Source organism: Streptomyces sp. NPDC127177 (assembly GCF_042672475.1).
Classification (GTDB): Bacteria; Actinomycetota; Actinomycetes; order Streptomycetales; family Streptomycetaceae; genus Streptomyces.
Genome location: NZ_JBHXUW010000045.1, coordinates 42967 through 68009, shown reverse-complemented (window position 1 = coordinate 68009; position 25043 = coordinate 42967). Strand labels below are relative to the sequence as shown.

The window sequence follows — 25043 nt, the reverse complement described above, 5'->3', positions numbered from 1 at the left end:
CCCGTGTCATGTGACACGGGCGGCCCCTGCCCACGCGGAGACAGCCCGTCACGCACGATGGACCCCGAGTCCCTCCCATCGGAGACCTGATGCCACACGCCCTCACCCGCCGGCTGCGCGACCACCCGCGGACCGTCGACGCCGTCGTGATCCCCATGGCGTTCGCCGCCGCCGTCTTCGCCAGCGCGGTCGGGACCTGGGGAACCACCGCCGAGTACATCGACTGGCGTCCTGGGGTGGTCCTCTCCGTCATCGCCTGCACGGCCCTGTGGTGGCGTCGCAGCCATCCCCGCGCCGTCGTCGTGATCACCGCCCTGTGCGCCAGCGCGGCCACCGGTGTGGGGTACCTCGGGACACCGCTGCTGCTCGCCCCCGCCATGGTCGCGCTCTACTGGCTGGCCACCGGGACCGACCGGCGGACCGCGGGCCTCTACAGCCTCGCCGCCATCGCCCTCCTGCTCCCGACGGCGCTGATCACCGGCCGGTCCTCCACCCTCGTCCTGGCGACGCTCAACCCCGCCCTCTGCCTGCTGCTCCCCGTCGCCTGGGGCTCGGCGGCCCGGCTGCGCCGCGCATACCTGGAGTCGCTGCGCACCCGTGCCGAGCACGCCGAACGCACCCGCGAGGACGAGGCCCGTCATCGCGTGGCGGAAGAGCGCGTCCGCATCGCCCGCGAACTGCACGACGTCGTCGCCCACCATCTGGCCCTCGCCAACGCGCAGGCCACGACCGCCGCCCACCTGGTGCGCCGCAACCCCGCCCAGGCCGAGCAGCTCATCACCGAGCTGGCCGGCACCACCTCGTCCGCCCTGCGCGAGCTCAAGGCGACCGTCGGGCTGCTCCGCAGCCCCGACGACCCCGACTCCCCGCTCGAACCCACCCCCGGGCTCGCCCGTCTGCCCGAGCTGGTCGCCACGCACGAGAACGCCGGACTGACGGTCACCGTGACCACCACCGGGGACGCGGTGCCGCTCGCTCCCGGCGTGGACCTGACCGCGTACCGCATCGTCCAGGAAGCCCTCACCAACGTCACCAAGCACGCCGCCACGACCGCCGCCCAGGTCACCCTCGCCTACGCCGGCGACCTGCTCACCATCACGGTCAGCGACGAGGGCGGCGGCGCCGAGGGCTCCGCTCCCGCGGCGCAGGACAGCGGCTTCGGCCTGATCGGCATGCGGGAGCGCGCCCGGTCGGCCGGCGGCGAGTTCCGGGCGGGCCGGCGATCCGACGGCGGCTTCACCGTCACGGCCGAACTTCCCATCCACTTCTGATCCCCGAAGGACCCCCGATGCCCCTCCGCGTCCTGCTCGCCGACGACCAGGCTCTGCTGCGCGCCACGTTCCGCATGCTGATCGACTCCTGTGACGACATGGAGGTCGTGGGTGAGGCGGCCGACGGGGAGCGGGCCGTCGAGCTCACTCGCGCGCTCCGCCCGGACCTCGTGGTCATGGACATCCGGATGCCCGGCACCGACGGTCTGGAGGCCACCACCGTCATCTGCGGCGACCCGGAACTGTCGGCGATCCGGGTCCTGATCCTGACGACCTTCGAGACCGACGAGTACGTCGCCCGGGCCCTGCGCGCGGGCGCGAGCGGGTTCCTCGGCAAGGACGTGTCGGCGGACGCGCTCCTGGAGGGCATTCGTACCGTGGTCTCCGGTGAGGCGCTGCTGTCCCCCGCGGCCACACGGCTGCTCGTGACCCGCTTCCTCGCCACGCCCGAGCCCGGCACCGGCGGGGAGCTGCCGGCGCGGCTGGCCGCGCTCACCCCGCGCGAACGTGAGGTGACGGCGCTGGCCGCCAACGGCAGTTCGAACGCCGAGATCGCCGCATCGCTCTTCCTCAGCCCGCTCACCGTGCGCACCCACATCCAGCGCGCCATGAACAAGCTCGAAGCCCGCGACCGCGCCCAACTCGTCGTCATCGCCTACCGGTCCGGTCTGGTGCGGCCCGGTCCGCCATCGGCCGGCTGATCGCGGACCGGATGCCGTGCGGCTCAGACGGTGCCGTCGGCGAACGGTCCCCCGGCCGCGAAGGCCAGGCCGGCGAAGCGCTCGCCCATCCGGCGGTGCGTGGCGGCGTCCGGGTGGAGCGCGTCGGGGAGCGGGAGTTCGGCGAAGTCCGCGTCCCCGTAGAGGGCACGGCCGTCGAGGTAGTGCAGATGCGGATCGTCCGTCGCGCGCTCCCGCACAAGCCGGGCCAGTTCGTCCCGGATGACGTTGAGCGTGAGCTTCCCCATGGCCCGTTCCGCGGGGTCGCCCATGGCCCGGAACCGGAGCCGTCCCTCGCCGATGTCGCTGAAGTCCGGGGCGCTGGGCCCCGGGGTGTCCTCGTGGATCGGGCACAGGACGGGCGAGACGACCAGGAGCGGGATGCCGGGGTGGCCCTCCCGGATGGTGTCGAGGAAGCCGTGCACGGCCGGGGTGAAGGCACGCAACCGCATCAGGTCGGCGTTGACGAGGTTGATGCCGATCTTGACGCTGATCAGGTCCGCGGGGGTGTCACGCATCGCGCGGGCGGTGAACGGGTCGAGCAGGGCGCTGCCGCCCAGGCCCAGGTTGATCAGCTCCACGCCGCCCAGGGAGGCGGCGAGCGCGGGCCAGGTGCTGGTGGGGCTCGCGGCGTCGGAACCGTGGCTGATCGAACTGCCGTGGTGGAGCCACACCTTGCGGCCCCGGTCGGGCGCGGGCTCGACGGGGGCGTCCGTGCGCAGGGCGACCAGCTCGGTGGACTCGTTGTACGGCAGCCAGATCTCGACGTCCTTGGCGCCCTCGGAGAGTTCGGCGAACCGGACGGTGCCCACCGGGCCGGGCGTGGTCTCCACGGACCCGGTCGTCATGTCGACCGTGCGGACGTTGCCGCCGGTCACGCTCCCCTGCCCGGCCGGCCGGCCGTCGACGAGCAGGTCGTACACGCCGTCCGGTCGGGTCGGTGCGCCCGCGTACGCCATCTTGGTACGGAGTGTGTCCAGCTCGATCGTGGTGGCTCGGGTACGGAACACCAGCCGTACGCCGGAGGGCTGGGCCTCCGCCATGGCGAGCTGCCCGTCGGCGCACTGGGCACGGGCCCGGGCGGGCAGCCGGTGCGGGCGCAGCCCGTGCTCGGTGCGCTCCAGGTCGAGCGCCCCGCGCAGGAGGCCTGCGGTGATCGGTGTGCTGATCAGGTCGTTTTCAGTGCTCATGTCTCTGCCTGTTGCTCGGTACGTGGTGTTCGGACGGGTGTCGCCGAGAACGCGCGGCTCGGACCCGCGTCGCCCGGAACAGCGCTGTCAGGGTGCGGGCCAGTTCCGCAGCAGGGCGTCCAGAGCGTCCAGGGTCCGTGCCCAGCTCACCTGCGAGTCGGGGGCACTGTGGCTGAACCCGCCCTGCATCTCCAGGCTGACGTAGCCGTGGAAGACGCTGCCCAGCAGCCGCACGGCGTGCGTCTGGTCGGGCTCGGTCAGGTCGTAGCCCCGCAGGATGGCCCGCGTCATCTGCGCGTGCCTGCCTCCCGCGCTCGCGGCCGCCGCCTCCGGATCGAGCTTCAGCTGGGCCGCCGCGTAACGGCCGGGATGCTCCCGGGCGTAGTCGCGGTAGACGTTGGCGAAGGCGCTCAGCGCGTCCTTGCCCGCCCGTCCGGCCAGCGCGGCCCCGCCCCGGTCTGCGAGTTCCTCCAGGGCGAGCAGCGCGATTCCGGTCCTGAGCTCGTGGGAGTTCTTCAGGTGCGAGTACAGACTCGCGACCTTCACGTCGAACCGGCGGGCGAGCGCCGAGACCGTCACCTGGTCGAAGCCGACCTCGTCGGCCAGCTCCGCTCCGGCCCGGACCAGGCGTTCCGCCGTCAACCCTGCACGCACCATGCTCATCCCTTCATCAGCCGAAACCCATTATGCATTTACCTAATAGCTTTAGGCAAATGCTGTGTACCAGCGAGACCCGCCCGTCGCCGCACGAGAGGGACGCCGCCCCGCGCCGCCGGCCCGGCCAAAGCGTCGCCCCCTGGCAGCCGAAGCCGAACGTCAGGCGCCGCGGGCGGCTAACCTCGACAACTCACGTACTCCGTAAGGCCGGTGACGGGTGCAAAGGTCAGCGGACCAGCCGGAGCCATCTCGCGCGCGCCCACCGTGGCGCGCCAGCAGGGAGCGGAGACCCTCATGTCCACGGAGACCGGCCCGGCCCTCGATGCCGAGCCCCGCGGCCACCGGATCGTGCGGGGCCCCAGAGGGCTGCCGCTCCTCGGGAACATGCCGCAGTTCGCCAGGGACCCCCTCGCGTTCTTCGAGCGGCTGCGCGGCCACGGAGACCTGGTCCAGTGGCGCTTCGGCCCCAACTCCTGTGTGTTCGTGGCCGATCCCGGGTGCATAGGCGAACTGCTCACCGAGACGGAACGCTCCTTCGACCAGCCCGCCCTCGGCATCGCGTTCCGCACCGTGATGGGCAACGGCGTGGTCGTGGCGCGCGGGGCGGAGTGGCGGCGCAAGCGGTCGCTGGTGCAGCCGTCCGTACGTCCGAAGCAGGTGCGGTCGTACGCGGCGACCATGGCGGGCAGCACGGTGGAGCTGGCGGACACCTGGGCGGGCGGTGAACGCATCGACGTCAAGCGGGAGATGGCGGCCCTGACGCAGCGGATCGCCGTGCGCACGATCTTCGGCGTCGACACTCCGGCCGACGCCGAGGCGATGGGCCGGGCGATGGATGTGGCCCAGGCGGAGATCGGCAAGGAGTTCGCGGGGATCGGCGCCCTGCTGCCCGACTGGGTACCGACGCCGGGGCGGGCCAGGATCAGGAAGGCCGCCGCGGTGATCGACGCCGAGGTGGGCCGGGTCGTCGCCCGTCACCGGGACGGCGGGGACGATCGCCCGGACCTGCTGAGCCGGCTGCTCACCGCCGTGGACGAGACGGGGACCCGGCTGACGGATGAGGAGATCCGGGACGAGACGGTCACGCTGTACATCGGCGGCCACGAGACGACGAGCTCGACGCTGGTCTGGGCCTGGTACCTGCTCTCCCGCAACGCAGCGGCGCGCGCCGCGCTGCACGAGGAGCTGGACCGGGTCCTCGGCGGCCGGGAGCCGGGGTTCGACGACTATGCGCGGCTGACGTACACCCAGTCGGTGATCAAGGAGGCGCTCCGGCTGTACCCGACGATCTGGCTGGTCACCGGGGTCGCGAAGGAGGGCGCGCGGATCGGGGGCATACCGATGCCGGAGGGAACCAGGGTGTGGAGCAGCCAGTGGGCCACGCACCGCGACGAGCGGTGGTTCCCGGAGCCCGAGGCGTTTCGCCCCGAGCGCTGGGGCGCCGAGGCGAACGAGGAGATCGCGGAGTACGCGTGGTTCCCGTTCGGCGGAGGCCCGCGGGTCTGCCTGGGCACCCGGTTCGCGATGGTGGAGGCGGTGCTGATCCTGGCGGTGCTCGCGCGCCGCTTCGAACTGGAGGTGGACCCGGGCACGGTCGGCCCCGTGCCGACGCTGACGCTACAGCCGGACCGTGAGGTGCTGGCGACGGTGCGGGCGCGGTAGCGGCGGCCACACCACGGCGTGCGGACGGGCGGCAGCCGCGCGGGCCCCACAGATACTGAACCGATATGTCCGGTCTATCGCCAGGAACAAGGCATACCGTCAAGAATGTCCCTGTCGGCTGTGCGGCCGCAGGGGCCCGGTGGCCGCGACCGCGGGCTGTCCGATCGGCTGTCGATCCAAGGGGAGAAACATCATGCGTCTGTCCTCCGCCCTCACCGCCACCCTCACCGCAACGGCCGCCGTGGCCCTCACGGCCACCGGCGCTTCGGCCGCCCCCGATGCCGCTTCCACCGGGGCGGCTGCCCGTCCGGGCATCTGTCAGGAGCAGGCACTCCGGATCACGGCCTCCCCCGGCGGGGGGCGGAACGTGGCGCGGATCGCCGTCACCAACCGGGGCGGCGGCACCTGTGTGGTGGACCGCATTCCTACCGTCACCTTCCGGGGGCTGGACGGCTCGGCCCAGCCCGTGCCGCCGGCGACGAGCGGTGCGTACTCGCTCTCGCCGGGCGAGAGCGGGTACGCCGCCGTGCGTACGGCGGCGCCCGGCACCACCGAGGGGCACGTGGTCAGCACCCTGTCCGTGGCGGCGGACCCCTCGCACTACGGCGTCACCTTCGGTGGGGCGACCGTGGGCATGGACCACGGGATCCGGGTCTGGGAGCCGGTGACCACGCTGTGGCACACCTCGCGCGCCGCGGCCGACCGGGCGCTCGCCGCCGCGACGCGCTGAGCCACAGGCCGGGGTGGCGCGGCGGCCACCGCCCCGGCGCCCTCACACGCCCCGCACCGTGACCGTGCCCCTCCCCTCCGCCGTGGCGCCCGTCGGCTCGGCGACCACCCGGAAGGCACGGTCCGTGCCCTCGGCCGTGACGCTCAGGGCCGCCCCGTCCCGGACCACCCGGAACGTGGCCGCGGTCGCCCCCGTCAGGTCCGGCACCGTGACCAGCGTGCCGGCGCCGCCGGCCACCGGGCCGAAGGCGCGCAGGGTGAGCCCGTCCAGCCAGTCCCCGTCCGGGCGCCGGTCGTCGGCCCCCCAGGGCAGCACCGCACCGGGCCGCACCAGGATCGGCAGGCTGTCGAAGCCGTGGGTCTCGTGTCGCCAGACCGGTCCGGTGACGGTCTCGCCGGTCAGCAGAGAGGTCCAGGTGCCCTCGGGAACGTAGAACTCCACCTGTCCGTCCTCCGTGAAGACCGGGGCGACCAGCAGGTCCGGTCCGAGCATGTACTGTCGGTCCAGCATCCGGGTGGTCGGGTCGTCCGGGAACTCCAGCAGCATGGGGCGCATCATCGGCACACCCGTCCGGTGGGCGGTGGCCGCCGCCCCGTACAGGTACGGCATCAGCCGGTGCTTGAGCAGCGTGAACTTCCGCGTGACGTCCACCGCCTCATCGCCGAACGCCCACGGCACCCGGTACGAGACGTTGCCGTGCAGCCGGCTGTGCGAGGAGAGCAGACCGAAGGCGAGCCAGCGCTTGAACACCGCCGGATCGGGGGTGCCTTCGAAGCCGCCGATGTCGTGGCTCCAGAAGCCGAAGCCGGACAGGCTCAGGGACAGCCCGCCGCGCAGCGACTCGGCCATGGCGGTGAACGAGGCGAAACAGTCGCCGCCCCAGTGCACCGGGAACTGCTGGCCGCCGACCGTCGCGGAGCGGGCGAACAGGACCGCCTCGCCGTGGCCGCGCTCCTTCTCCAGGAGCTCGAAGACCGTTCGGTTGTAGATCTGTGCGTAGTAGTTGTGCATCCGTTCCGGGTCGGAACCGTCGTGCCACACCACGTCCGTGGGCACACGCTCGCCGAAGTCCGTCTTGAAGCAGTCGACGCCCTGGTCGAGCAGGATCCGGAGCTTGCTGTTGTACCACTCGCGCGCCGCCGGGTCGGTGAAGTCCACCAGGGCCATGCCGGGCTGCCACAGATCCCACTGCCAGACGGAGCCGTCGGCCCTGCGCACGAGGTAGCCGTGTTCCGCCCCCTCCGCGAACAGTGGGGACTTCTGGGCGATGTACGGGTTGATCCACATGCTGATCCGCAGGCCGCGTTCCTTGAGCCGGGCCAGCATGCCTTCCGGATCGGGGAAGACGTCCGGGTCCCAGAGGAAGTCCGACCACTGGTACTCGCGCATCCAGAAGCAGTCGAAGTGGAAGACGGAGAGCGGGATTTCGCGTTCGGCCATGCCGTCGACGAAGGAGGTGACCGTCGCCTCGTCGTAGGAGGTGCAGAACGACGTGGTCAGCCAGAGGCCGAAGGACCAGGCCGGGGGCAGGGCCGGCCGGCCGGTGAGCGCGGTGTAGCGGTCCAGCACCTCCTTGGGTGTCGGCCCGGCGACGATGTAGTACTCCAGCGACTGGTCCTCGACGCTGAACTGCACCTGGCCCACCGACTCCGAGCCGATCTCGAAGGAGACCCTTCCGGGGTGGTTGACGAAGACGCCGTAGCCGCGCGAGGAGAGGTAGAAGGGGATGTTCTTGTAGGCCAGTTCGCTGCTGGTGCCGCCGTCGGCCTGCCAGATGTCGACGCTCTGGCCGTTCTTCACGTACGGGGTGAAGCGCTCACCGAGCCCGTAGACGTTCTCCCCGATGTCCAGGGCGAGTTGGGCGACCATGTGGTGCGTGCCGTCCGGGGCGGTGGCGAAGGCCGTGCCCTTGGTGTCGACTCCGGTGAGGCGGCGGCCGTCGGCGTCCAGGAAGGTCATGCCCCACGGCCCGGCGCCGTCCATCCGCAGGGTGAGCGGGCCGCTGGTCAGTTCGGTGACCGTGCCGTCCCTCCGGGTGCGGGCCCCGGCGGATGTCGCGTCCAGGCCGGGGAGCGCGAAATGGGGTCCGCGGTTCACCGTTCCGGCGTGGTGGGTGGCGCGCACGCCGATGATCCCCTCGGCCGGCGAAAAGCATTCGACGGTGATCAGTGGGGTGTTGAGGGTGTCGCCCCGTTCGGCGACGTGCTTGACCGCCGCGTAGGCGGTGAACCGGTCGTCGCGTACGTGCAGATCACGGATCTCGGTCGCGTAGCAGGCGCGTACGCCCTCGCGCATGAGCCAGAAGCCGTCGGTGAACTTCATGAGGACTCCTTGCCGGAAACAACTGAATCGAGAGGCAGGGGGGTTCGCGGCGCGTCCCCGTTCATTCGGCGTCCGGGGCGAAGACGAGGCGGTCGAGACGCACGGAGCCGTCCAGGGTGATGCGCACGTCACGGATGCCCGAGGCGCGGATGGCGGCCCGCCCGGTGCGGTAGTCGTACGGTCCGTCGGTGGCGGCCACCGGGACGGCGACCGTGGTGCCGTCGATGGTGATCCGTACGGCCCCCTCCCCCGACGCCGACACCGAGACCTCCCGTACCCCGGCTCCGAAGTCGCAGCGCCGGTAGAGGAGTTCGTTGGCCCCGGCGACCGCGGTCACGGCGTCGCCGTCGCTCTTCGTACGGTCGACGATCTCGGTGGCCAGCTGCTCGTCGTAGTCGGCCGCCGCCAGGCCGCGCACCAGGACGGGCCGGGGGCCGGCGGGTTCACCGTCTACGGTGACCACGGCGACGGCCCGGATGTCCGCACTCGATGCGCCGGCCTGGATCTCGTACGCGCCGGGCTCGACGCTCCAGCGGGAGTGCGCCACGTCCCAGTGCCCCAGCTCGGCGACCGGGACGGTGAAGTCGACGCGCTGAGCGGCTCCCGGTGCCAGGTGCAGCCGCCGGTGGGCGGCCAGCTGACGCAGCGGCCGTACGACGGACGGCGCCACCGCCCGTGTGTAGAGCTGGGCGACCTCGTCGGCGGCGACGGAACCGGAGTTGGTGACGGTCAGTGACACCCGCAGCAGGTCGTCCCGGCGTTCGGCGGTCAGGGAGCTGTAGCTGAACTCGCTGTACGAGAGGCCGTGACCGAAGGGGTAGAGCGGCTTGCCCTCGTAGTAGAGGTAGGTCTGGCGGGAGCCGATGATGTCGTAGTCGAGCAGGCCGGCCAGCTCCGCGTCGGAGGCGTACCAGGTCTGCGGGAGCCGTCCGGCCGGGGAGACGTCGCCGGCCAGGACCCGGGCGAGCGCGGTTCCGGCGGCCTGACCGCCGTGCGCGGTCCACAGGAGTGCCGGAAGCGCGGCCGCCGCGTCCGTGAGTGCGTACGGGTAGGCGGAGGTGACGGCCAGGACGGTGCGCGGGTTGGCGGCGTGGGCGGCGCGCCAGAGGCGTTCCTGCTGGGCGGGCAGGTCGAGGGTGGTGCGGTCCTCGGTCTCGCGTCCGTTGATGTGGGCGTCGTTGCCGGCCACGACGATCACGGTGTCGGCCGCGGCCGCGGCGCGCGCCACGGCGTCCTCGCCGCGCTCGGTCACCTCCGTCTCGAAGACGGTTCCGAGGGTGTTCGCGGGTACCGGATGCTCGCCGCCCGGTCCGGAAGTCTCCTTGCCGGTGGCGGAATCCGCTTCGCCGGTGGCGGAGGTTTCTTCTCCGGTGGCGGAAGTTCCTTCGCCGGGGGCGGCAACCTTTACGCCGTCGGCGGCGACAGAGACATACCTACCCGTTCCGATGTGCAGAAGACGGTGACCGCCGGCATGACCCTCCACCGCCTCCAGGCGGAACGTCTCCTGGACGATCCAGCCACCGGGCTCGTCCGCGGAGGCGCGTACGTAGCCGTCCTCGGCCACCGACAGATAGCGGCCGGCCGGCTCCCGCAGGGTGATGACTCCGTTGCCCCAGTCCACGAGCGCCAGCTCGGTCGGGGTGTCGCCGCAGGTCAGGGGCGGCAGGTCGGTGCGGCCCGCGAGGAGCGCCGGGTCGAGGGCGCCCTCCTCGCCGCGTACCGGCTCCCGGCCGTTCCCCGCCGCCGGCACGTGCAGCCAGCCGTCCGCGCACTTCAGCCTGACCAGGTCGGCGCCCTCCGCGAAGACGATGCGCTCGGCTCCGAAGCGTTCCCGGAGCCCGTCGAGCGGGGTGGAGCGGTGGATGAGCGTGCCGCTGTACCAGTCGAGCTTGCAGGCGTCCGCGAGGAGCCCGACGACGGCGACCGTCTTCCCCGCGGCGGGATCGAGCGGCAGCAGCCCGTCGTTCTTGAGCAGGACGACAGCCTGCTCGGCGGCCTCCTGGGCGAGCGCCCGGTGGCCGGCGGTGTCGAAGTCGGCGGCGGCCGCGTACGGATCGAGCCCGGGGTCGAACTCGCCGAGCGAAAAACGGAGTTCGAGCAGCCGGCGGACGGCGGTGTCGATGTCGTGCTCGTCGAGCAGCCCGCGTTCCAGAGCCGCCCTGATGCGGCCGGTCATGATGTCGGGGTCCTGGCCGTGGTCGGTGAAGCTGTCGACGCCGGCCCGCAGGGCGGCGGCCGTCGCCTCCTCATGGGTGTCGAAGTAGTGCTCGGAGTCGACGAGGTTGGACGGTGCGCCCGCGTCGGAGCAGACGACCAGCGACCGGTCGGTCCAGCCGCGCAACTGCTGGGACAGCAGCGGCGACACGTGGTTGGGGCGCCCGTTGACCAGGTTGTACGCGGGCATGACGCCGGCCACCGCGCCCGCCAGGACGGCGTCACGGAAGGCCTTGAGGTCGTACTCGTGCAGGACCCGCGGACGGACCGAGGAGGAGGCGGTGGCGCGGTCGGTCTCGTTGTTGTGGGCGAGCCAGTGCTTGAGGACCGGGGCGGTCCGCCAGTAGTGCGGATGGTCGCCGCGCAGCCCCCGGGTGTAGGCGACCGCGATGGCGGAGGTGAGGCCGGGGTCTTCGGAGTACCCCTCCTCACCGCGCCCCCACAGCGGATTGCGCAGCAGATTCACTGTCGGGGCCCAGACGTTGAGCCCGACCCGGTCGTCCTCGGCCCGCTTGGCCCGGACCTCGTTGCCGACCGCCTCGCCCACCCTGCGCACCAGTTCGTCGTTCCAGGTGGCGCCGAGCCCGACCGCCTGCGGAAAGACCGTCGCCCGCCCCATCCAGGCGACGCCGTGCAGGGCCTCCTGACCGGTCCTGAAGGCGCCGAGCCCCAGCCGGCCGACCGCCGGCGCGAACTGGTGCAGCATCGCGATCCGCTCGTCGAGCGTGAGCCGCCGGAGGAGATCGTCGACGCGCTTGGCGAAGGGCAGCTGTGGGTCGCGGAAGGGCTGCGGTTGTTCCGTCACGTGCGGGTCCCCTTGCAGAGGTGGGAGGTTTCCGGCGCCAGGGCCTCGTTCGACCTCCCGCGGCGCACCGGAAGATCCTTCGAAGCGCTTCGATGCTCAACGGCCGACCCCGCGCATGTCAAGGCCTCGACGGCAACCTTCGTACCCAACAGTGTCCCGCAGGACCAGGAAGCGGTTCGGAAACAGGTCGGAGGAATCTGGAAACGGACTCTTGTGCGGCCGGGACCCTTCACTTAACCTCGCTGCAACATCGAAGCGCTTCGACGGAGTTTCGACGGGGCGCCCGGCGCCTTTGGCTTTCCGGGACGGCGACAGGCTCTGCCGCCTCCCTGTTGAACCGCTTCACCTGCGGCCGGTCACGCCGGCTCAGTCAGCAACGCTCCACCTCAGACACAGGAACCGAACGGCGGACGCCTGCCGTGTGTCGTCCTGGTGCGCCTCGAAGGGTTGACGCAATGACGCCGAATTCCTCCCCCTCCTCCACGGCTCCGAGCCGGAGAAGCTTCCTCGCCACCGGCGCGGTGGCAGCTGTCGCCGTGGCCGGCGGGGTGCCGCTGCTCGCCGCCTGCGGTGGTTCCGGCTCCGGTTCCGGCAGCAAGGAGGGCACGACGACGGGCAAGGCGCTGAAGAAGGTCGTGCCGGCCTACGCTCCGCTCAACCTGGTCGAGCCGGATGTCGTGAGCGTCAACGGTTCCAGCCCCGGCTTCACCAAGCTGCCGGACCCGCTGGTCACCTCGGTGAAGTCGGTCCCGGGCAAGGGGTCCGAGTTCCGCGTCATGACCCCGCTGTGGGGCACCGTCCCGAAGAAGAACAACCCGTACTACACGGCGGTGAACAAGGCCGTCGGCGCCACGCTGAACTTCGACCCGCAGGACGGCAACACCTACCAGGACAAGATCGGGGCGGTGCTGGCGGGCTCGGACATCCCGGACGTCATGACCATCCCCGGCTGGAACATGCAGGGCCAGATCCGCAACGCCATCACCGCCAAGTTCGCCGATCTGAGCCCCTATCTGGCGGGCGACGCGGTCAAGAAGTACCCCAACCTGGCGAACATTCCGACGGGTGCCTGGCAGTACTCCGTCTTCGGCGGCAAGCTGCGCGGACTGCCCATGCCGACGCCGGTCATCGGCAACGCGATCTTCTACCGCAAGGACCTCGTCGGCTCCGGCGCCGTCCCGGCGAGCGCGGACGACCTGCTGGCCTTCGGCAAGGAGTACACCGACAGCAGGAAGAAGGTCTGGGCGTTCGACGACCTCTGGACCTGCGTCCAGAAGATCTACGGCCTGCTGCCCGACGCGCCGCACTACTGGCAGCTGGAGAACGGCAAGCTGGTCCACAAGATCGAGACGAAGGAGTACCGCGAGGCGCTCGCCTTCGCCCGCAAGCTCCACGACGGCGGATACGTCCACCCGGACGCCGACGCCGGCAAGGACGCCGACGCCAAGATCCGCTTCACCGGCGGACAGGTGGTGATGTACAACGACGGCACCGGCGGCTGGAAGGGCATGGTCACCGAACAGGCCTCCGCCAACGCCAAGTTCGACATGCAGGCGCTCGACTTCTTCAGCCATGACGGCGGCAGGCCGGTGCTGTGGCAGGACGACCCCGCGGGCATCTTCACCTTCCTCAGCAAGAAGCTGTCCAAGGCGCGGATCGAGGAGTTCCTCGCCATCGCCGACTACGCGGCCGCGCCGTTCGGCACCGAGGAGTTCATGCTCACCAACTACGGCGTGAAGGGCACCCATTACACGATCAAGAGCGGCGCCCCGACCTACACGCCGCAGGGAGTCGAGGAGGCGCAGCCCTCCACCTTCCTGTTCCTCGCGTCGCCGCCCGCCTCGATCGCGTACCCGGACCAGCCGCAGCTGGCCAAGGACTACGCGGCCTGGATGGCGCGGCAGGCCCCGCACATCAGGAAGCCGCTCTTCTTCGGCATGCAGATCGTCGAACCGCAGCGGTACGCCTCGCTGTACACGCCCTTCGACGACCTGCAGAAGGACATCCGCCGCGGCCGCAAGAAGGTCGGCGACGTCGACGAGGCCGTGAACACCTGGAGGAAGAGCGGCGGCGACAAGCTGCGCGCCTGGTACCAGGACATTCTCGACAAGAACGGCTCCGGCAACTGACGGGTACGACGCGCACCAGTGCGCGGTGACAGGGCCGCCGGACGTACGGAGCCGGCGGCCGGGGCCAGGAGCACGACATGGGGAGCACACGGTGAAGCCACGGGCCACGGTCGCGACCGACCCGGACCGCACCTCCGACGGGGCGAGCACCCCGGCCGGCGGGAGCGGTGACGGCGGCGGCAAGGACACGCGCGGCGGGCGGACGAGCAGGCCCCGGGCGGCCGGCGCCGGCGGGAAGCGTACGGCGAAGGACCGCCGCGCGGACAACACACCGGTCGGAAACGGGCGTTCGGGCACCGGACCGCGTGCGGGTGGCATCACCTGGCGCCAACGGCTGCGGCGTGACCGCACCCTGGTACTGATGACGCTGCCGGCCATCGCCCTGCTGCTGATCTTCAACTACGTCCCGCTGCTCGGGAACATCGTGGCCTTCCAGGACTACGACGTCTACGACCTGGGAATTTCCGGCAGCCCCTTCGTCGGCTTCGACAACTTCACCCGGATCTTCGAGGACTACCGCTTCTGGGAAGTCCTCATCAACACCCTCGTCATCTTCGTCACCCAGCTCGTCCTCTTCTTCCCCATCCCGATCGCGATCGCGCTGCTGCTCAACACGATCATGAGCACCCGGGTACGGGCCTGGGTGCAGGCCGTCGTCTACCTCCCGCACTTCTTCTCCTGGGTGCTGGTCGTCACCGTCTTCCAGCAGATGTTCGGCGGCGCCGGTCTGGTCGCCCAGTGGCTGCGCGACCACGGTCACACGGGCTTCGACCTGATGACCAACCCGGGCTTCTTCAAGTTCCTGGTCTCCGCCCAGGCCGTGTGGAAGGACGCGGGCTGGGGAGTGATCGTCTTCCTCGCCGCCCTGGCCGCCGTCAACACCGATCTGTACGAGGCGGCGGCCGTGGACGGGGCGGGCCGCTGGCGGCGCATGTGGCACGTCACGCTGCCCGCACTGCGACCGGTCATCGCGCTCCTGCTCGTCCTGCGGGTGGGCAGCGCGCTCAACCTCGACTTCGAGCAGATCCTGCTCCAGCGCGACCAGGTCGGCGCCGGCGCTTCGGAAATCCTCGACACCTACATCTGGTGGACGGGCATCAAGACCGGTGACTTCGGCTACGCGGCCGCAGCCGGAATCTTCAAGGGGCTGTTCAGCGTCGCCATGGTGCTGGGTGCCAACAAGGTCGCCCACATGCTGGGCGAGCAGGGGGTGTACTCCAAGAAATGACAACTCTCGCGGAAGTGGAACTCGAGAAGGACCCGGTGGAGCCGGCGCCCCGCGCGGAGACCCCGCTCCAGCGCGCCCTGCGGATGGAACCCCGACCGGTCTGGGAGGAGGAGCCCACCAGGGCGGGGCTCGCCTTCAAGGGAATCGGCCTCGTCGCGATCTGCGCGATCGTGATCATCCCGATCTGGGTGGTGCTCGTCACCAGCCTCTCCGACACCAGGACGATCAACGACGCGGGCGGTCTGGTCGTCCGGCCGAAGCACATCACGTTCGTCGCCTACAAGGAGTTGCTCAGCGGAGGCGCGGTGACCCGCGCGGCAGCGGTGAGCGTGGGCCTCACCGTCGTCGGCACGGTGGTCAGCATGGTGGTCTCGATCCTGTGCGCGTACGGACTCAGCCGCCGCGACTCGTACGCCCACCGTCCGCTGCTGATGACGCTGATGGCGACGATGTTCTTCGGCGCCGGACTCATCCCCACGTATCTGCTGGTCACCGGAATCGGGTTGAGCAACAGCTACTGGTCGATGATCCTGCCCAGCGCGATCAGCGTCTTCAACGTGCTGGTGCTGCGCGGCTTCTTCATGGACACCGCGCCCGAACTCATCGACGCGGCCCGCATCGACGGAGCCGGTGAGTGGCGGATCCTGCTCCAGATCGTCATGCCGCTGTCCCGTGCCGTGATCGCCGTGATCTCGCTGTTCTACGCGGTCGGCTACTGGAGCCAGTGGTTCAACGCGATGCTCTACATCCAGGACAGCGACAAGTACCCGCTGCAGATGATCCTGCGTCAGCTGGTCCTCCAGCACCAGGTGCCACCGGGCGCCATGGGCGCGGCGGTCAGCAGTGGCGCGATCAACAGCCTCGCCGTGCAGATGGCGGTCATGATCCTCGCGCTGATCCCGGTCGCGGTGCTGTCGCCGTTCGTCCAGAAGCACTTCCAGAAGGGCATGCTCACCGGCGCCGTGAAGGGATGACCCTCGGCACCCGTTCGCGCCCCCTCGCCGTTGCCAGACCGTCCCAAGGAACGAGAGACGCCATGCCGTCCCTGCGCGACGCGGCCCGCGGCCGCATCCTCTTCGGAGGCGACTACAACCCCGAGCAGTGGCCCGAGGAGGTGTGGGAGGACGACGCCCGGCTGATGAAGGAGGCCGGGGTCAACTCCGTCACCCTCGGCGTCTTCTCCTGGGCGAGAATCGAACCTCGTCCGGGTGCGAGGGAGTTCGGCTGGCTGGACCGGCTGATGGACCTGATGCACGCGCACGGGATCGGCGTCGTCCTCGCCACCCCGACGGCCTCCCCGCCGCCGTGGATGGGCGCGCGCCACCCGGAGACGCTGCCGCGCACGGAGGACGGCTCGATCGTCTGGTACGGCTCGCGTCAGCAGTTCTGCGCGAGCTCTCCCGTCTACCGGCGCTACGCCGCCGCACTCACCGAGGACCTGGCGGCGCGGTACGCGGACCATCCCGCGCTCACCGTCTGGCACATCAACAACGAGTACTGCACCCACTGCTGGTGCGACGGGACGGCAGCGCACTTCCGGCGCTGGCTGCGGAGCCGGTACGGCGCGGTCGACGCGCTCAACGAGGCCTGGGGCACGGCGTTCTGGAGCCAGCGCTACGACTCCTGGACCGAGATCCTGCCGCCGCGCAAGGCGCAGTACATGAAGAACCCCGCACAGGCTCTGGACTTCAAACGGTTCACCTCGGACGCGCTGATGGAGTGCTATGTCGCCGAGCGCGACATCGTCGCCCGGCACACCCCGCACATACCGGTGACCACCAACTTCATGCCGCTGTGGTCGGGGCAGGACGCCTGGGCCTGGTCGGCCCAGGAGGACATCGTCTCCGTCGACATCTATCCGGACCCCAAGGACCCTGGGGGCGGCCAGTACAACGCGATGCTCGCCGACATGACGCGCTCGCAGGCCGCCGGACCGTGGATGCTCATGGAACAGGCAGCCGGCCCGGTCAACTGGCGAGGGGTCAACCACCCCAAGCCGGAGGGGCTGAACCGGCTCTGGTCGCTCCAGTCCGTGGCGCGCGGCGCGGACGCCGTCTGCTACTTCCAGTGGCGCCAGTCCCGGCAGGGCGCGGAGAAGTTCCACTCCGGAATGCTCACCCACGCGGGCGAACAGGGCCGCACCTTCCGGGAGATCAAGCGGCTCGGCTCCGAACTGGCCGCACTCGGACCGGCCGTGAGCGGCAGTGACGTGCCCGCCGACGTCGCGATCCTGCACGACTGGGACTCCTGGTGGGCGGGCGCGCAGGACGGGCGGCCGTCCTCGCTGCTGGACTACACCGAGGTCGTGCGGAGCTGGCACCGGGCCCTGTGGGAGAACGGGGTCGTCACGGACTTCGCCCGGCCGGACGCCGATCTGAGCCGGTTCAAGGTGGTGGCCGTGCCCCACCTGTACCTGCTGGACGACACCGCGATCGACAACCTGGTGGCGTACGTGCGCGACGGCGGCAGGCTGGTCTGCGGCTTCTTCAGCGGGGTCGCGGACGTGGACGACCGGATCAGGCCGGGCGGTATGGACGTACGGCTGCGCGAGCTCTTCGGCATCCGCACGCTCCACGAGTGGTGGCCGCTGGACGCGGGCGCGACCGTGGAGTGCGACGGGTTCCGGGGCGTCCTGTGGTCGGAGGAGCTGGAGGCGGAGGCGGATACCGAGGTGGTGTCCGCCTATCTCGACGGTGAGCTGGCCGGGCTGCCCGCGGTGCTGCGCCGGGGCCGGGCCCGGTACCTGTCGACGCTGCCCGAACCGCGGGCGCTGCGCGCACTGCTCGGCGAGGTGGTGCGGGAGGCCGGTGCCGATCCGGTGCTGGAGGGGCTGCCCGACGGTGTGGAGGCGGTCCGCAGGGGCGAGCTGCTCTTCCTCCTCAACCACGGGCGGGCTCCGGTCACCGTCGCGGTACCCGGCGGCGGGGAGGACCTGCTGACCGGTGGGGCGGTGGACGGTCCCGTGGAGCTGGGCCGTCACGGCGTGGCCGTGCTGCGGAGCGCCGCACCATGACGGGCCGCGCGCACATCGACGGCACCTGGGAACCGCGCCCCGCCACCCGCTGGGAGGATGCCTTCCTCGGCGGCAACGGCCGGCACGGAGCGATGGTGTACGGGGATCCGGCCGACGACCGGGTCATCGTCAACCACCACAGCCTGGTGCGGCCCAACGGCAGCGAACACAGCAGGCCGCCCGAGCTGGCGGACCGGCTGGACCGGTTGCGGGACGCGCTGCTGGCGGGTGACACCACGGCCGGCGAGCGGTTCGGGGCCGGGCGGCCCCTGGCGTGGGTCCAGCCGTTCCACCCGGCGTTCCAGACCAGGATCCGCCCCATCCATGCCACCGCCCCGTCCACCGGCGGGGGCGCGCAGGTCGCCGGCGGGGGCGGGCAGGTCGCCGGCGGGGGCGGGCAGATCACCGGCTACCGCCGCTCGGTCGACTTCGCGACGGGTGAGATCACGGCCGTGTGCGAGGGGCGGCGAAGCCGGGTCTTCGTGTCCCGTGCCGACGACGTGATCGTCCAGTCGGTGACCGGCCCCGCGCTCGCGGTGGACCTGGTGCTCGACCACGCCCTGCCCGGAGCGCCGCCCCGTCTGGCCATCGGCCGCAGCACCGTGCTGAGCCCGGGCGGCGGCCGGCTGGCGCTGCGGGTGGGCTACCCGGACAGCGAGACGGCGTACACGGGGGTGACGGTCGTCCGGGCGGACGGCGGCAAGGTGTCGGTGTCGGGTGAGGGCATCCGTGTCCAGGGGGCGCGGAGCCTGCTGCTGATCACCCGGGTACGGCGGCACACGGGCGATCTCGACCTCACGGCGGAGCGCGCCGCCCTGCCTCGGCAGGACTATCCGGCGCTACTGGCCCGCCATCTCCCGCTGCACCGGGCCGCCTTCGAGCGGGCCACTCTGACTCTGGACGCCGATCCTGCGGAACGGGCCTTGTCCGGCAGTGACTTGCTGCGGCTGCCGGACAGCCCGGCGCTCATCGAGCGGCTGTTCGCAGCCGGGCGCTACCACCTGCTCTCGTCCTCCGGACTGCTGCCGCCCCGGCTGACGGGGCTGTGGACGGGCGACTGGAACACCGCCTGGTCGGGGGCGTTCACCACCAACGCCAATCTCAACCTCCAGGTCGCCTCCGCGGCCGCCGCGGCGCTGCCGGAGGTGTCCGAGGCCCATGCCGCCCTGGTGTACGGACAGCTCGGGGACTGGCGGGACAACGCGCGTGCGATCTTCGGGGCGCGCGGGATCGTCGCCCCGTCCCACACCGACGGCGAGTCCGGGCACACCCGCCACTTCCAGCGCGCGTACCCACTGCACCTGTGGACCGCCGGTGCGGACTGGCTCCTTCAACCGCTGCTCGAACACGCCGAGGCCGGCGGGGTGACGGACCCGCGACTGACCGGCGCGCTGCACGAAGCCGCACTGTTCTACGAGGACTTCCTGTCCCGTACCGGCCCGGACGGGTCCGTCGCCGTCGTGCCCTCGTACTCGCCGGAGAACCGTCCGGCCAACGCGAGCTGGGTCACGGTCAACGCGACGATGGATCTGGCCGCCGCCCGTCACGCGCTGACCGCGTCGGCCGACCGCTCCCCCACCCACCCGGCATCCCCCCGCCGGCGCGCCCTGGCCGGCCGGCTCCCGGACTACTCGGTCAACGGGGACGGAGCGCTCACCGAATGGGCGTGGCCGGGCCTGGAGGAGAACTACGACCACCGTCATCTCAGCCATCTCTACCCGGTGTGGCCGCTGGACGCGATCAACCCGTACGACACCCCGGAGCTGTCGGCCGCCGCGCATCGGGCGCTGGAACTGCGGGGAGCGGAGAACGACTCCGCCCACGGCCATCTGCACCACGCGCTGATCGCCGCACGGCTGCGGGACGGCGCACGGGTCTCCGCTGCCCTGGACGCCGTGCTGGCGGGTGACTTCTTCCACAACTCCCTTATGAGCGCGCACTACCCGGGCCGCGACGTCTACAACGCCGACGCCGCCCACGCGCTGCCCGCGGCGGTGATCGAGTCGCTCGTCCACTCGACCCCGCGCCGGCTGGTCCTGCTGCCCGCGCCCCTCGCCCGCTGTTCCGGCGGTGAACTCCGCGGCATCCGGACGCGGTTCGGTGCGGGCCTCGACCTGCGCTGGTCCGCCGACGGCACCGCGACGGCGGTGCTGCGTCCCACCCGGGACGCCCGTGTCGATGTCCGCACGGGGACCGGCAGCACACTCACCGATTCCTCCGCCGGAACCACCGCGGCTTCTGTCGAGCTGACGGCCGGTGTGGACCGCGTCCTCCGTCTGGAGCCGCGGTAGCACTCCCCCCACCCACCATGGAAGGGACAACCATGGCACCACGTACCCGCACCCTCAGCAGGTTCGTACTGGCCCCGGCAACGGCAGTGGCGGCCCTCATCGGCTTCGCCGCCGCCCCCGCCCAGGCAGCGATCTGGTCCTCATCGGACCAGTGGGGCAACTACACCACCTCCGACGGATACACCCTGTACAACAACATCTGGGGTTCCGGCGCGGGTTCGCAGTCCATCTGGGCCAACTCGTCCGGCAACTGGGGCGTTTCGGCCAACCACCCGAACACCGGCGGAATCAAGTCCTACCCCAACGCCAAGAAGGTCGTCGGCAAGCCCATCACGTCGCTGTCGTCGCTCACCAGCGACTACAACGTCACGGTCCCCTCGTCCGGTGCCTACAACACCTCGTACGACATCTGGGACACCGACTACGACTACGAGCTCATGCTCTGGGTCAACTACAACGGCGCCGTGGGCCCGCTCGGCACCTCACAGGGCACGGTGACACTCGGCGGCCACTCATGGACCGTCTACAAGGGAGACAACGGGGCCAACCAGGTGTTCTCGTTCCTGCGCACCTCCGACTCCACCTCGGGATCGGTGAACATCCTGCCCATCCTGAAGTGGATCAAGGACACCAAGGGCTGGTGGGGCGACGAGACCATCGGGGACGTCCAGTTCGGTTACGAGATCACCTCGTCTCCGGACGGCCTGGACTTCACGACGAACGGGTTCGCTGTCTCCGCGAGCTGAGCCGTACGAGCCGCACCCGCAAGGAGCCGGCCCCCGCGAGGCGAGGGGCCGGCTCGTGCTCGCTGCGGCGCCCCGGTCTCACCTCGGGGCAGGGCCGGTGCTCTCCCGTACGGTCAGCTCCGGCGCCAGCAGCTCCACTTCGTCCGTGCCACGACCGGAGAGCTTGGCGACGACCTGTTCGACCGAGCGGCGGCCCATCTCCTGTGCGGGTATGGCCACCGAGGTCAGCCGCACCGAGGCCTGGGCCGCCACCTGCTCGGGGCAGATCGCGACGACGGACACGTCCTCGGGCACCGCCCGGCCCTGCTGTCGCAGCAGGTTCAGCAGCGGCTCGACCGCCGACTCGTTCTGCACGATGAACCCGGTGGTGCCGGGCCGCTCGTCGAATATCCGCGACAGGGTCTGGGCCATCGCCGGATAGCCGCCCTCGCAGGGGCGGTGCAGGACCCGCACACCTCTCTCGCGCGCCTTGGCCCGCACTCCGTCGACGGTGCGCTCGGCGAATCCCGTGTGCCGCTCGTACACCGCGGCGGCCTCTCCGATCACCGCGACCTCGCGGTGCCCGAGGTCCGCGAGGTGTTCCACGCAGAGCGCCCCGGTCGCCTCGAAGTCCAGGTCCACACAGGTCAGTCCGTCGGTGCCGGCGGGCAGTCCGATGAGCACGGCGGCCCGGTCGGTCTCACGCAGCAGCGGCAGCCGTTCGTCGTGCAGCTCGACGTCCATCAGGATCATGGCGTCGGCGAGAGAGCTCCCGGCGATCCGGCGGACGGCGGCGGGGCCCTCCTCGCCGGTCAGCAACAGGACGTCGTAGCCGTGGGTGCGGGCGGTGGTGGCGACCGCGATGGCGATCTCCATCATCACGGGGACGTACATGTCGGTACGCAGCGGCACCATGAGGGCGATGATGTTGGACCGGCTGCTCGCGAGCGCTCGCGCACCGGCGTTGGGGTGGTAGCCGAGCTGTTTGATGCTCGCCTCCACCCGCTCCCGGGTGGGCACCGAGATGGACCGCTTCCCACTGAGGACGTAGCTCACCGTGCTCGCGGAGACTCCGGCGTGCTGCGCGACCTCGGCAAGGGTGACCATTCAGCTCTCCATCACAGGACGATGTCGGACACCGGCACGCGGACCGGCCTGCACCGGCGGATACGAGCAGACGCGAGCAGGTGCGGCGAAGCGCTTCGACTTGCACCATCTCCCTGCAACATGCACGGATAACGCGAGCCTAGACGCGTGTGCACAGCGTGTCCATAGCCCAGTCGAAGCGCTTCGACTCGTAGTCCCGCCCTCTTTCCGAGCCGCCGCCGGGCTCGGCGGCCGTGACCGCCGACCCTACGACTACCGCCACGATATGCCGGACAGCCGACCCGTTGCATCGGCGGGACCGGTGCGTCCGCGTTCAGGGGACCGCGGGTGCTGGACCGCGGGTGCCCGGTCGCCCAGCAGTCGGCGTCTCCTGGCCGAGCGGTGCGGAAGAGCCGAGCGGTACGGACGAGGGGTCCGGACCGTGCGGGTGGACGTGCCCCCACCGCCGATCTCCACCCCTCGTTCCACCCACGGGTCCAGGTGCGAGAGCCCGTGCGAAAGCAGTCTTGAGGGCATGACAACCACCGACTGGATCACCGACATCGCTCTCGTTCTGATCGTCTTCCGGCAGTTGCGGGAAGGCCGCCTGGACCTCAAGACCTTCCTGCTCCCGCTGGGGATCGTGGCATTCGTGGCGCACTCGTACCTCCACAGCGTGCCCACCGCGGGCAACGACCTGGTGCTGATCGGCGCACTGGTGGCCGTGGGCGCGGCCCTCGGCATCGCCGGCGGAGTCTTCACCCGCGTCCGGGTCGCGGGCGAACACCTGTTGATCAAGGCAGGTGTGATCTCCGCGGTCCTGTGGGTGCTGGGCATGGGCGCCCGCATGGGCTTCCAGATCTGGGTATCGCACGGCGGGGGCGCCGACGACGTGGCGCGGTTCAGCATCGCCCACCACATCACCACGGACCAGGCCTGGGTCGCCGCCTTCGTCCTGATGGCGCTCACCGAGGTCGTCACGCGGCTCGCGACGATCTTCGTCCGGAGCCGGATGGTCGCCCGGCCCGATGCGCTCGGTACCGCGGCGCCCGCACCCGCATTCGACCGCACGGCCTGACCGTGGGCTATGGTCACGCCGTGCCCGAAGCACAGAGCGCCCCCGAAGAGCAGAACGTGCCCGTAGCGCAGAACACCCCCGGCCGGGGAGCGTCCTCGCACGGGGAGCCCGGCCCACGGCACGTTCCCGGTCAGGACCCCCGTGTGCAGTGGGTCCTGACCCTGTTCATCATCGGCGCCGCCTTCGCGACGGTCCGCCCGCTCGGGTTCAGCGGGCGGGGCCTCGCGGTCGCCGCGCTCCTGCTGGTGAACTCCCTCGCCCTGGCGGCCCGGCACCTGCCCGAGGCCAAGGTCCCGCCCCGCGCGGCCGTGATCTGGCTGGGCCTCGGCATCGTCGCCGCGGCCGCCCTGATCGGCGTCAGCCGCAGCGGTTCGAGCTATCTCTTCGCGTACTTCGTCGTGGGTCATGCCGGATTCCGGCTGCCGGTGAAGCAGGCCGTCACCCTCGCGGCGATGTGCAGCCTGCTGTGCGGCGGCGTGCTGTACTTCCGCCTCGGCCCGGGCCACCACCTGCTGCCCTGGACCCTCGGCCTGACCACCGGCGTCCCCGTCGTGATGGGCATCGTCAACCGCAGCCGTCAGCGCGCCGTGCGGGCTGCGATCGATGCCGCCGAGTCCGCCGAGCGGGCCGCCCGCGCGGAGGCTCAGACAGCCGTCCTGACCGAGCGCGGACGGATAGCCCGCGACGTGCACGACGTCCTCGCCCACTCACTGGCAGGCATCAACATGCAGCTGGAACTGGCGGACGCCCTGATCGACACCGGCGACCTGGAGAGGGTGCGCGCGGCGAACCAGAAGGCGCACAGCATGGTCAAGGAGAGCCTGAAACAGGCCCAGTGGACCGTGCACGCACTCCGTGAGGACGCCCTGCCCCTGGTCGAGAGCCTGACCGCGCTGATCGACTCCTCCGGCCACCGCGACGCCCTCACCGTCGCCGGGGTCGTCCGCGAGGTGCCGTCCCGGGTCACCCACAACCTGCTGCGGATCGCACAGGAGTCGCTGACCAACGCCGCACGGCACGCACCCGGCGGCGAGGTCCGCGTGATGCTGGCGTTCGACGCCGCATCGACGACACTGAAGGTCCGCAACAGTCCGCCGACCCGTGCGGTGCGTGCGGGCGTCGGCAGCGGAATGGGGCTGATCGGCATGCGGGAGAGGGTCGCCCTGTTGGGCGGGACGATCACCGCGGGCCCGGTCACCGAAGGACCGGACGAGGGCGGCTGGCAGGTGGAGGCAGTGATCCCAGGATGAGCGAATCGACGCAGGGCACCCGGCGGTTGCGTGTGATCGTGGCCGACGACCAGGCCGCGGTACGCGAACCGCTGGCCGCGGTACTCGGCCTGGCCGAGGACATCGATGTCGTCGCGGCCGCCGCGGACGGTACGGAGGTGCTCGCCGCGGTCGCCGCCGGGCCGGTGGACGTGGTCCTCATGGACCTGCGTATGCCCGTCATGGACGGCACGGAGACGACCCGGCGGCTCACCGCGGAGCACCCGGACGTGGCCGTCGTCGTCCTGACCACCTTCGCCGACGACGACTCCATCCTGGCCGCGCTGAACGCGGGGGCACGCGGCTACCTCACCAAGAACGCGGGGCGCCAGGACATCACCCGCGCGATCCGCGCCGCCGCCGCGGGACAGTCCGTGCTCGACCGCGAGGTGCAGGACCGCCTCCTCGCGACGGTCCGCACCAAGCCTCAGGCGCCCGGACAGCCGCTGAGCGCCGACATCACGCCCCGCGAACGCGAGGTCCTCACCCTCATCGGCCGGGGCCTGCCGAACCGGGCCATCGCGGAGAAACTCTTCATCAGCGAGGCCACGGTGAAGACGCACATCAACAACCTCTTCGCGAAGGCGGACATCAAGAACCGCGCCGACGCGGTACGGCGCGCGATCGCGGCGGGCCTGGCCTGACTGTCCTGGCC

General features: G+C 71.1%; 18 protein-coding genes. 13 read left to right on the top strand and 5 right to left on the bottom strand.

Features of this window, described 5'->3' with window-relative positions:
- Nucleotides 1–89 precede the first annotated feature (89 nt).
- Together ACFVJX_RS25725 and ACFVJX_RS25720 are read left to right on the top strand one after the other, a co-directional pair.
- A complete protein-coding gene (locus ACFVJX_RS25725) occupies nucleotides 90–1271 on the top strand; it encodes a sensor histidine kinase (protein WP_384124403.1) in 1182 nt (393 codons plus the stop codon).
- Between the two features lie 17 nt (nucleotides 1272–1288).
- Nucleotides 1289–1972 (top strand): response regulator, encoded by a 684-nt coding sequence (locus ACFVJX_RS25720; protein WP_384124405.1) that lies wholly within the window; start codon nucleotides 1289–1291, stop codon nucleotides 1970–1972.
- Nucleotides 1973–1995: 23 nt separating this feature from the next.
- On the opposite strand, the gene ACFVJX_RS25715 is transcribed toward ACFVJX_RS25720, so the two are convergent.
- Both ACFVJX_RS25715 and ACFVJX_RS25710 read right to left on the bottom strand, forming a co-directional pair.
- Nucleotides 1996–3180 (bottom strand): GDSL-type esterase/lipase family protein, encoded by a 1185-nt coding sequence (locus tag ACFVJX_RS25715; RefSeq protein ID WP_384124407.1) that lies wholly within the window; start codon nucleotides 3178–3180, stop codon nucleotides 1996–1998.
- 87 nt (nucleotides 3181–3267) lie between these two features.
- The gene (locus tag ACFVJX_RS25710) at nucleotides 3268–3837 is read right to left on the bottom strand and encodes a TetR/AcrR family transcriptional regulator (protein ID WP_384124409.1); all 570 of its coding nucleotides are present in this window, start codon (nucleotides 3835–3837) and stop codon (nucleotides 3268–3270) included.
- Between the two features lie 294 nt (nucleotides 3838–4131).
- On the opposite strand from ACFVJX_RS25710, the gene ACFVJX_RS25705 reads away from it, so the two are divergent.
- Both ACFVJX_RS25705 and ACFVJX_RS25700 read left to right on the top strand, forming a co-directional pair.
- The gene (locus ACFVJX_RS25705; protein WP_384124411.1) at nucleotides 4132–5499 is read left to right on the top strand and encodes a cytochrome P450; all 1368 of its coding nucleotides are present in this window, start codon (nucleotides 4132–4134) and stop codon (nucleotides 5497–5499) included.
- A gap of 193 nt (nucleotides 5500–5692) precedes the next feature.
- Nucleotides 5693–6229 carry a DUF4232 domain-containing protein gene (locus tag ACFVJX_RS25700; protein ID WP_384124413.1) on the top strand — a complete coding sequence of 179 codons (537 nt, stop codon included), beginning with the start codon at nucleotides 5693–5695 and terminating at the stop codon, nucleotides 6227–6229.
- 42 nt (nucleotides 6230–6271) lie between these two features.
- Here ACFVJX_RS25700 and yicI read toward each other — a convergent pair whose 3' ends face one another.
- Both yicI and ACFVJX_RS25690 read right to left on the bottom strand, forming a co-directional pair.
- Nucleotides 6272–8551 carry an alpha-xylosidase gene (gene yicI / locus ACFVJX_RS25695; RefSeq protein WP_384124415.1) on the bottom strand — a complete coding sequence of 760 codons (2280 nt, stop codon included), beginning with the start codon at nucleotides 8549–8551 and terminating at the stop codon, nucleotides 6272–6274.
- A gap of 61 nt (nucleotides 8552–8612) precedes the next feature.
- A complete protein-coding gene (locus ACFVJX_RS25690; RefSeq protein WP_384124417.1) occupies nucleotides 8613–11570 on the bottom strand; it encodes a glycoside hydrolase family 3 C-terminal domain-containing protein in 2958 nt (985 codons plus the stop codon).
- A 521-nt stretch (nucleotides 11571–12091) separates the two neighbouring features.
- On the opposite strand from ACFVJX_RS25690, the gene ACFVJX_RS25685 reads away from it, so the two are divergent.
- The 6 genes from ACFVJX_RS25685 (at nucleotide 12092) to ACFVJX_RS25660 (ending at nucleotide 20977) form a co-directional block, all read left to right on the top strand.
- Complete coding sequence (locus ACFVJX_RS25685; RefSeq protein WP_384124660.1) at nucleotides 12092–13699, top strand: extracellular solute-binding protein; 1608 nt, start codon at nucleotides 12092–12094, stop codon at nucleotides 13697–13699.
- Nucleotides 13700–13790: 91 nt separating this feature from the next.
- Nucleotides 13791–14927 carry an ABC transporter permease gene (locus ACFVJX_RS25680; protein ID WP_384124418.1) on the top strand — a complete coding sequence of 379 codons (1137 nt, stop codon included), beginning with the start codon at nucleotides 13791–13793 and terminating at the stop codon, nucleotides 14925–14927.
- The gene (locus ACFVJX_RS25675; protein ID WP_384124420.1) at nucleotides 14924–15901 is read left to right on the top strand and encodes a carbohydrate ABC transporter permease; all 978 of its coding nucleotides are present in this window, start codon (nucleotides 14924–14926) and stop codon (nucleotides 15899–15901) included. The genes ACFVJX_RS25680 and ACFVJX_RS25675 overlap by 4 nt, the downstream gene beginning before the upstream one ends.
- 62 nt (nucleotides 15902–15963) lie before the next feature.
- Nucleotides 15964–17940, top strand: coding sequence for a beta-galactosidase (locus tag ACFVJX_RS25670; protein ID WP_384124422.1), 1977 nt, complete (start codon nucleotides 15964–15966; stop codon nucleotides 17938–17940).
- A complete protein-coding gene (locus tag ACFVJX_RS25665) occupies nucleotides 17937–20231 on the top strand; it encodes a glycoside hydrolase N-terminal domain-containing protein (protein ID WP_384124424.1) in 2295 nt (764 codons plus the stop codon). The genes ACFVJX_RS25670 and ACFVJX_RS25665 overlap by 4 nt, the downstream gene beginning before the upstream one ends.
- Nucleotides 20232–20263: 32 nt before the next feature.
- Nucleotides 20264–20977, top strand: a complete 714-nt coding sequence (locus ACFVJX_RS25660) for a hypothetical protein (protein WP_384124426.1) — start codon at nucleotides 20264–20266, stop codon at nucleotides 20975–20977.
- 78 nt (nucleotides 20978–21055) lie between these two features.
- Here ACFVJX_RS25660 and ACFVJX_RS25655 read toward each other — a convergent pair whose 3' ends face one another.
- A complete protein-coding gene (locus ACFVJX_RS25655; RefSeq protein WP_384124428.1) occupies nucleotides 21056–22063 on the bottom strand; it encodes a LacI family DNA-binding transcriptional regulator in 1008 nt (335 codons plus the stop codon).
- 514 nt (nucleotides 22064–22577) lie between these two features.
- Here ACFVJX_RS25655 and ACFVJX_RS25650 point away from each other — a divergent pair.
- The 3 genes from ACFVJX_RS25650 to ACFVJX_RS25640 all read left to right on the top strand — a co-directional run bounded on the left by ACFVJX_RS25650 (nucleotide 22578) and on the right by ACFVJX_RS25640 (nucleotide 25032).
- Nucleotides 22578–23120, top strand: a complete 543-nt coding sequence (locus ACFVJX_RS25650) for a hypothetical protein (RefSeq protein ID WP_384124430.1) — start codon at nucleotides 22578–22580, stop codon at nucleotides 23118–23120.
- A 143-nt stretch (nucleotides 23121–23263) separates the two neighbouring features.
- A complete protein-coding gene (locus ACFVJX_RS25645) occupies nucleotides 23264–24370 on the top strand; it encodes a sensor histidine kinase (RefSeq protein WP_384124662.1) in 1107 nt (368 codons plus the stop codon).
- On the top strand, nucleotides 24367–25032 hold the full coding sequence (locus ACFVJX_RS25640) for a response regulator (protein WP_384124432.1): 666 nt from the start codon (nucleotides 24367–24369) through the stop codon (nucleotides 25030–25032). The genes ACFVJX_RS25645 and ACFVJX_RS25640 overlap by 4 nt, the downstream gene beginning before the upstream one ends.
- Nucleotides 25033–25043 lie beyond the last annotated feature (11 nt).

Bases quoted from the DNA above. Each gene is read 5' to 3' on its own strand.
- ACFVJX_RS25650 (WP_384124430.1), top strand. From the start codon at position 22,578: ATGACAACCACCGACTGGATCACCGACATCGCTCTCGTTCTGATCGTC.
- ACFVJX_RS25700 (WP_384124413.1), top strand. From the start codon at position 5,693: ATGCGTCTGTCCTCCGCCCTCACCGCCACCCTCACCGCAACGGCCGCC.
- ACFVJX_RS25640 (WP_384124432.1), top strand. From the start codon at position 24,367: ATGAGCGAATCGACGCAGGGCACCCGGCGGTTGCGTGTGATCGTGGCC.
- ACFVJX_RS25675 (WP_384124420.1), top strand. From the start codon at position 14,924: ATGACAACTCTCGCGGAAGTGGAACTCGAGAAGGACCCGGTGGAGCCG.
- ACFVJX_RS25725 (WP_384124403.1), top strand. From the start codon at position 90: ATGCCACACGCCCTCACCCGCCGGCTGCGCGACCACCCGCGGACCGTC.
- ACFVJX_RS25705 (WP_384124411.1), top strand. From the start codon at position 4,132: ATGTCCACGGAGACCGGCCCGGCCCTCGATGCCGAGCCCCGCGGCCAC.
- ACFVJX_RS25655 (WP_384124428.1), bottom strand. From the start codon at position 22,063: ATGGTCACCCTTGCCGAGGTCGCGCAGCACGCCGGAGTCTCCGCGAGC.
- ACFVJX_RS25710 (WP_384124409.1), bottom strand. From the start codon at position 3,837: ATGGTGCGTGCAGGGTTGACGGCGGAACGCCTGGTCCGGGCCGGAGCG.
- yicI (WP_384124415.1), bottom strand. From the start codon at position 8,551: ATGAAGTTCACCGACGGCTTCTGGCTCATGCGCGAGGGCGTACGCGCC.
- ACFVJX_RS25715 (WP_384124407.1), bottom strand. From the start codon at position 3,180: ATGAGCACTGAAAACGACCTGATCAGCACACCGATCACCGCAGGCCTC.
- ACFVJX_RS25670 (WP_384124422.1), top strand. From the start codon at position 15,964: ATGCCGTCCCTGCGCGACGCGGCCCGCGGCCGCATCCTCTTCGGAGGC.
- ACFVJX_RS25665 (WP_384124424.1), top strand. From the start codon at position 17,937: ATGACGGGCCGCGCGCACATCGACGGCACCTGGGAACCGCGCCCCGCC.
- ACFVJX_RS25660 (WP_384124426.1), top strand. From the start codon at position 20,264: ATGGCACCACGTACCCGCACCCTCAGCAGGTTCGTACTGGCCCCGGCA.
- ACFVJX_RS25720 (WP_384124405.1), top strand. From the start codon at position 1,289: ATGCCCCTCCGCGTCCTGCTCGCCGACGACCAGGCTCTGCTGCGCGCC.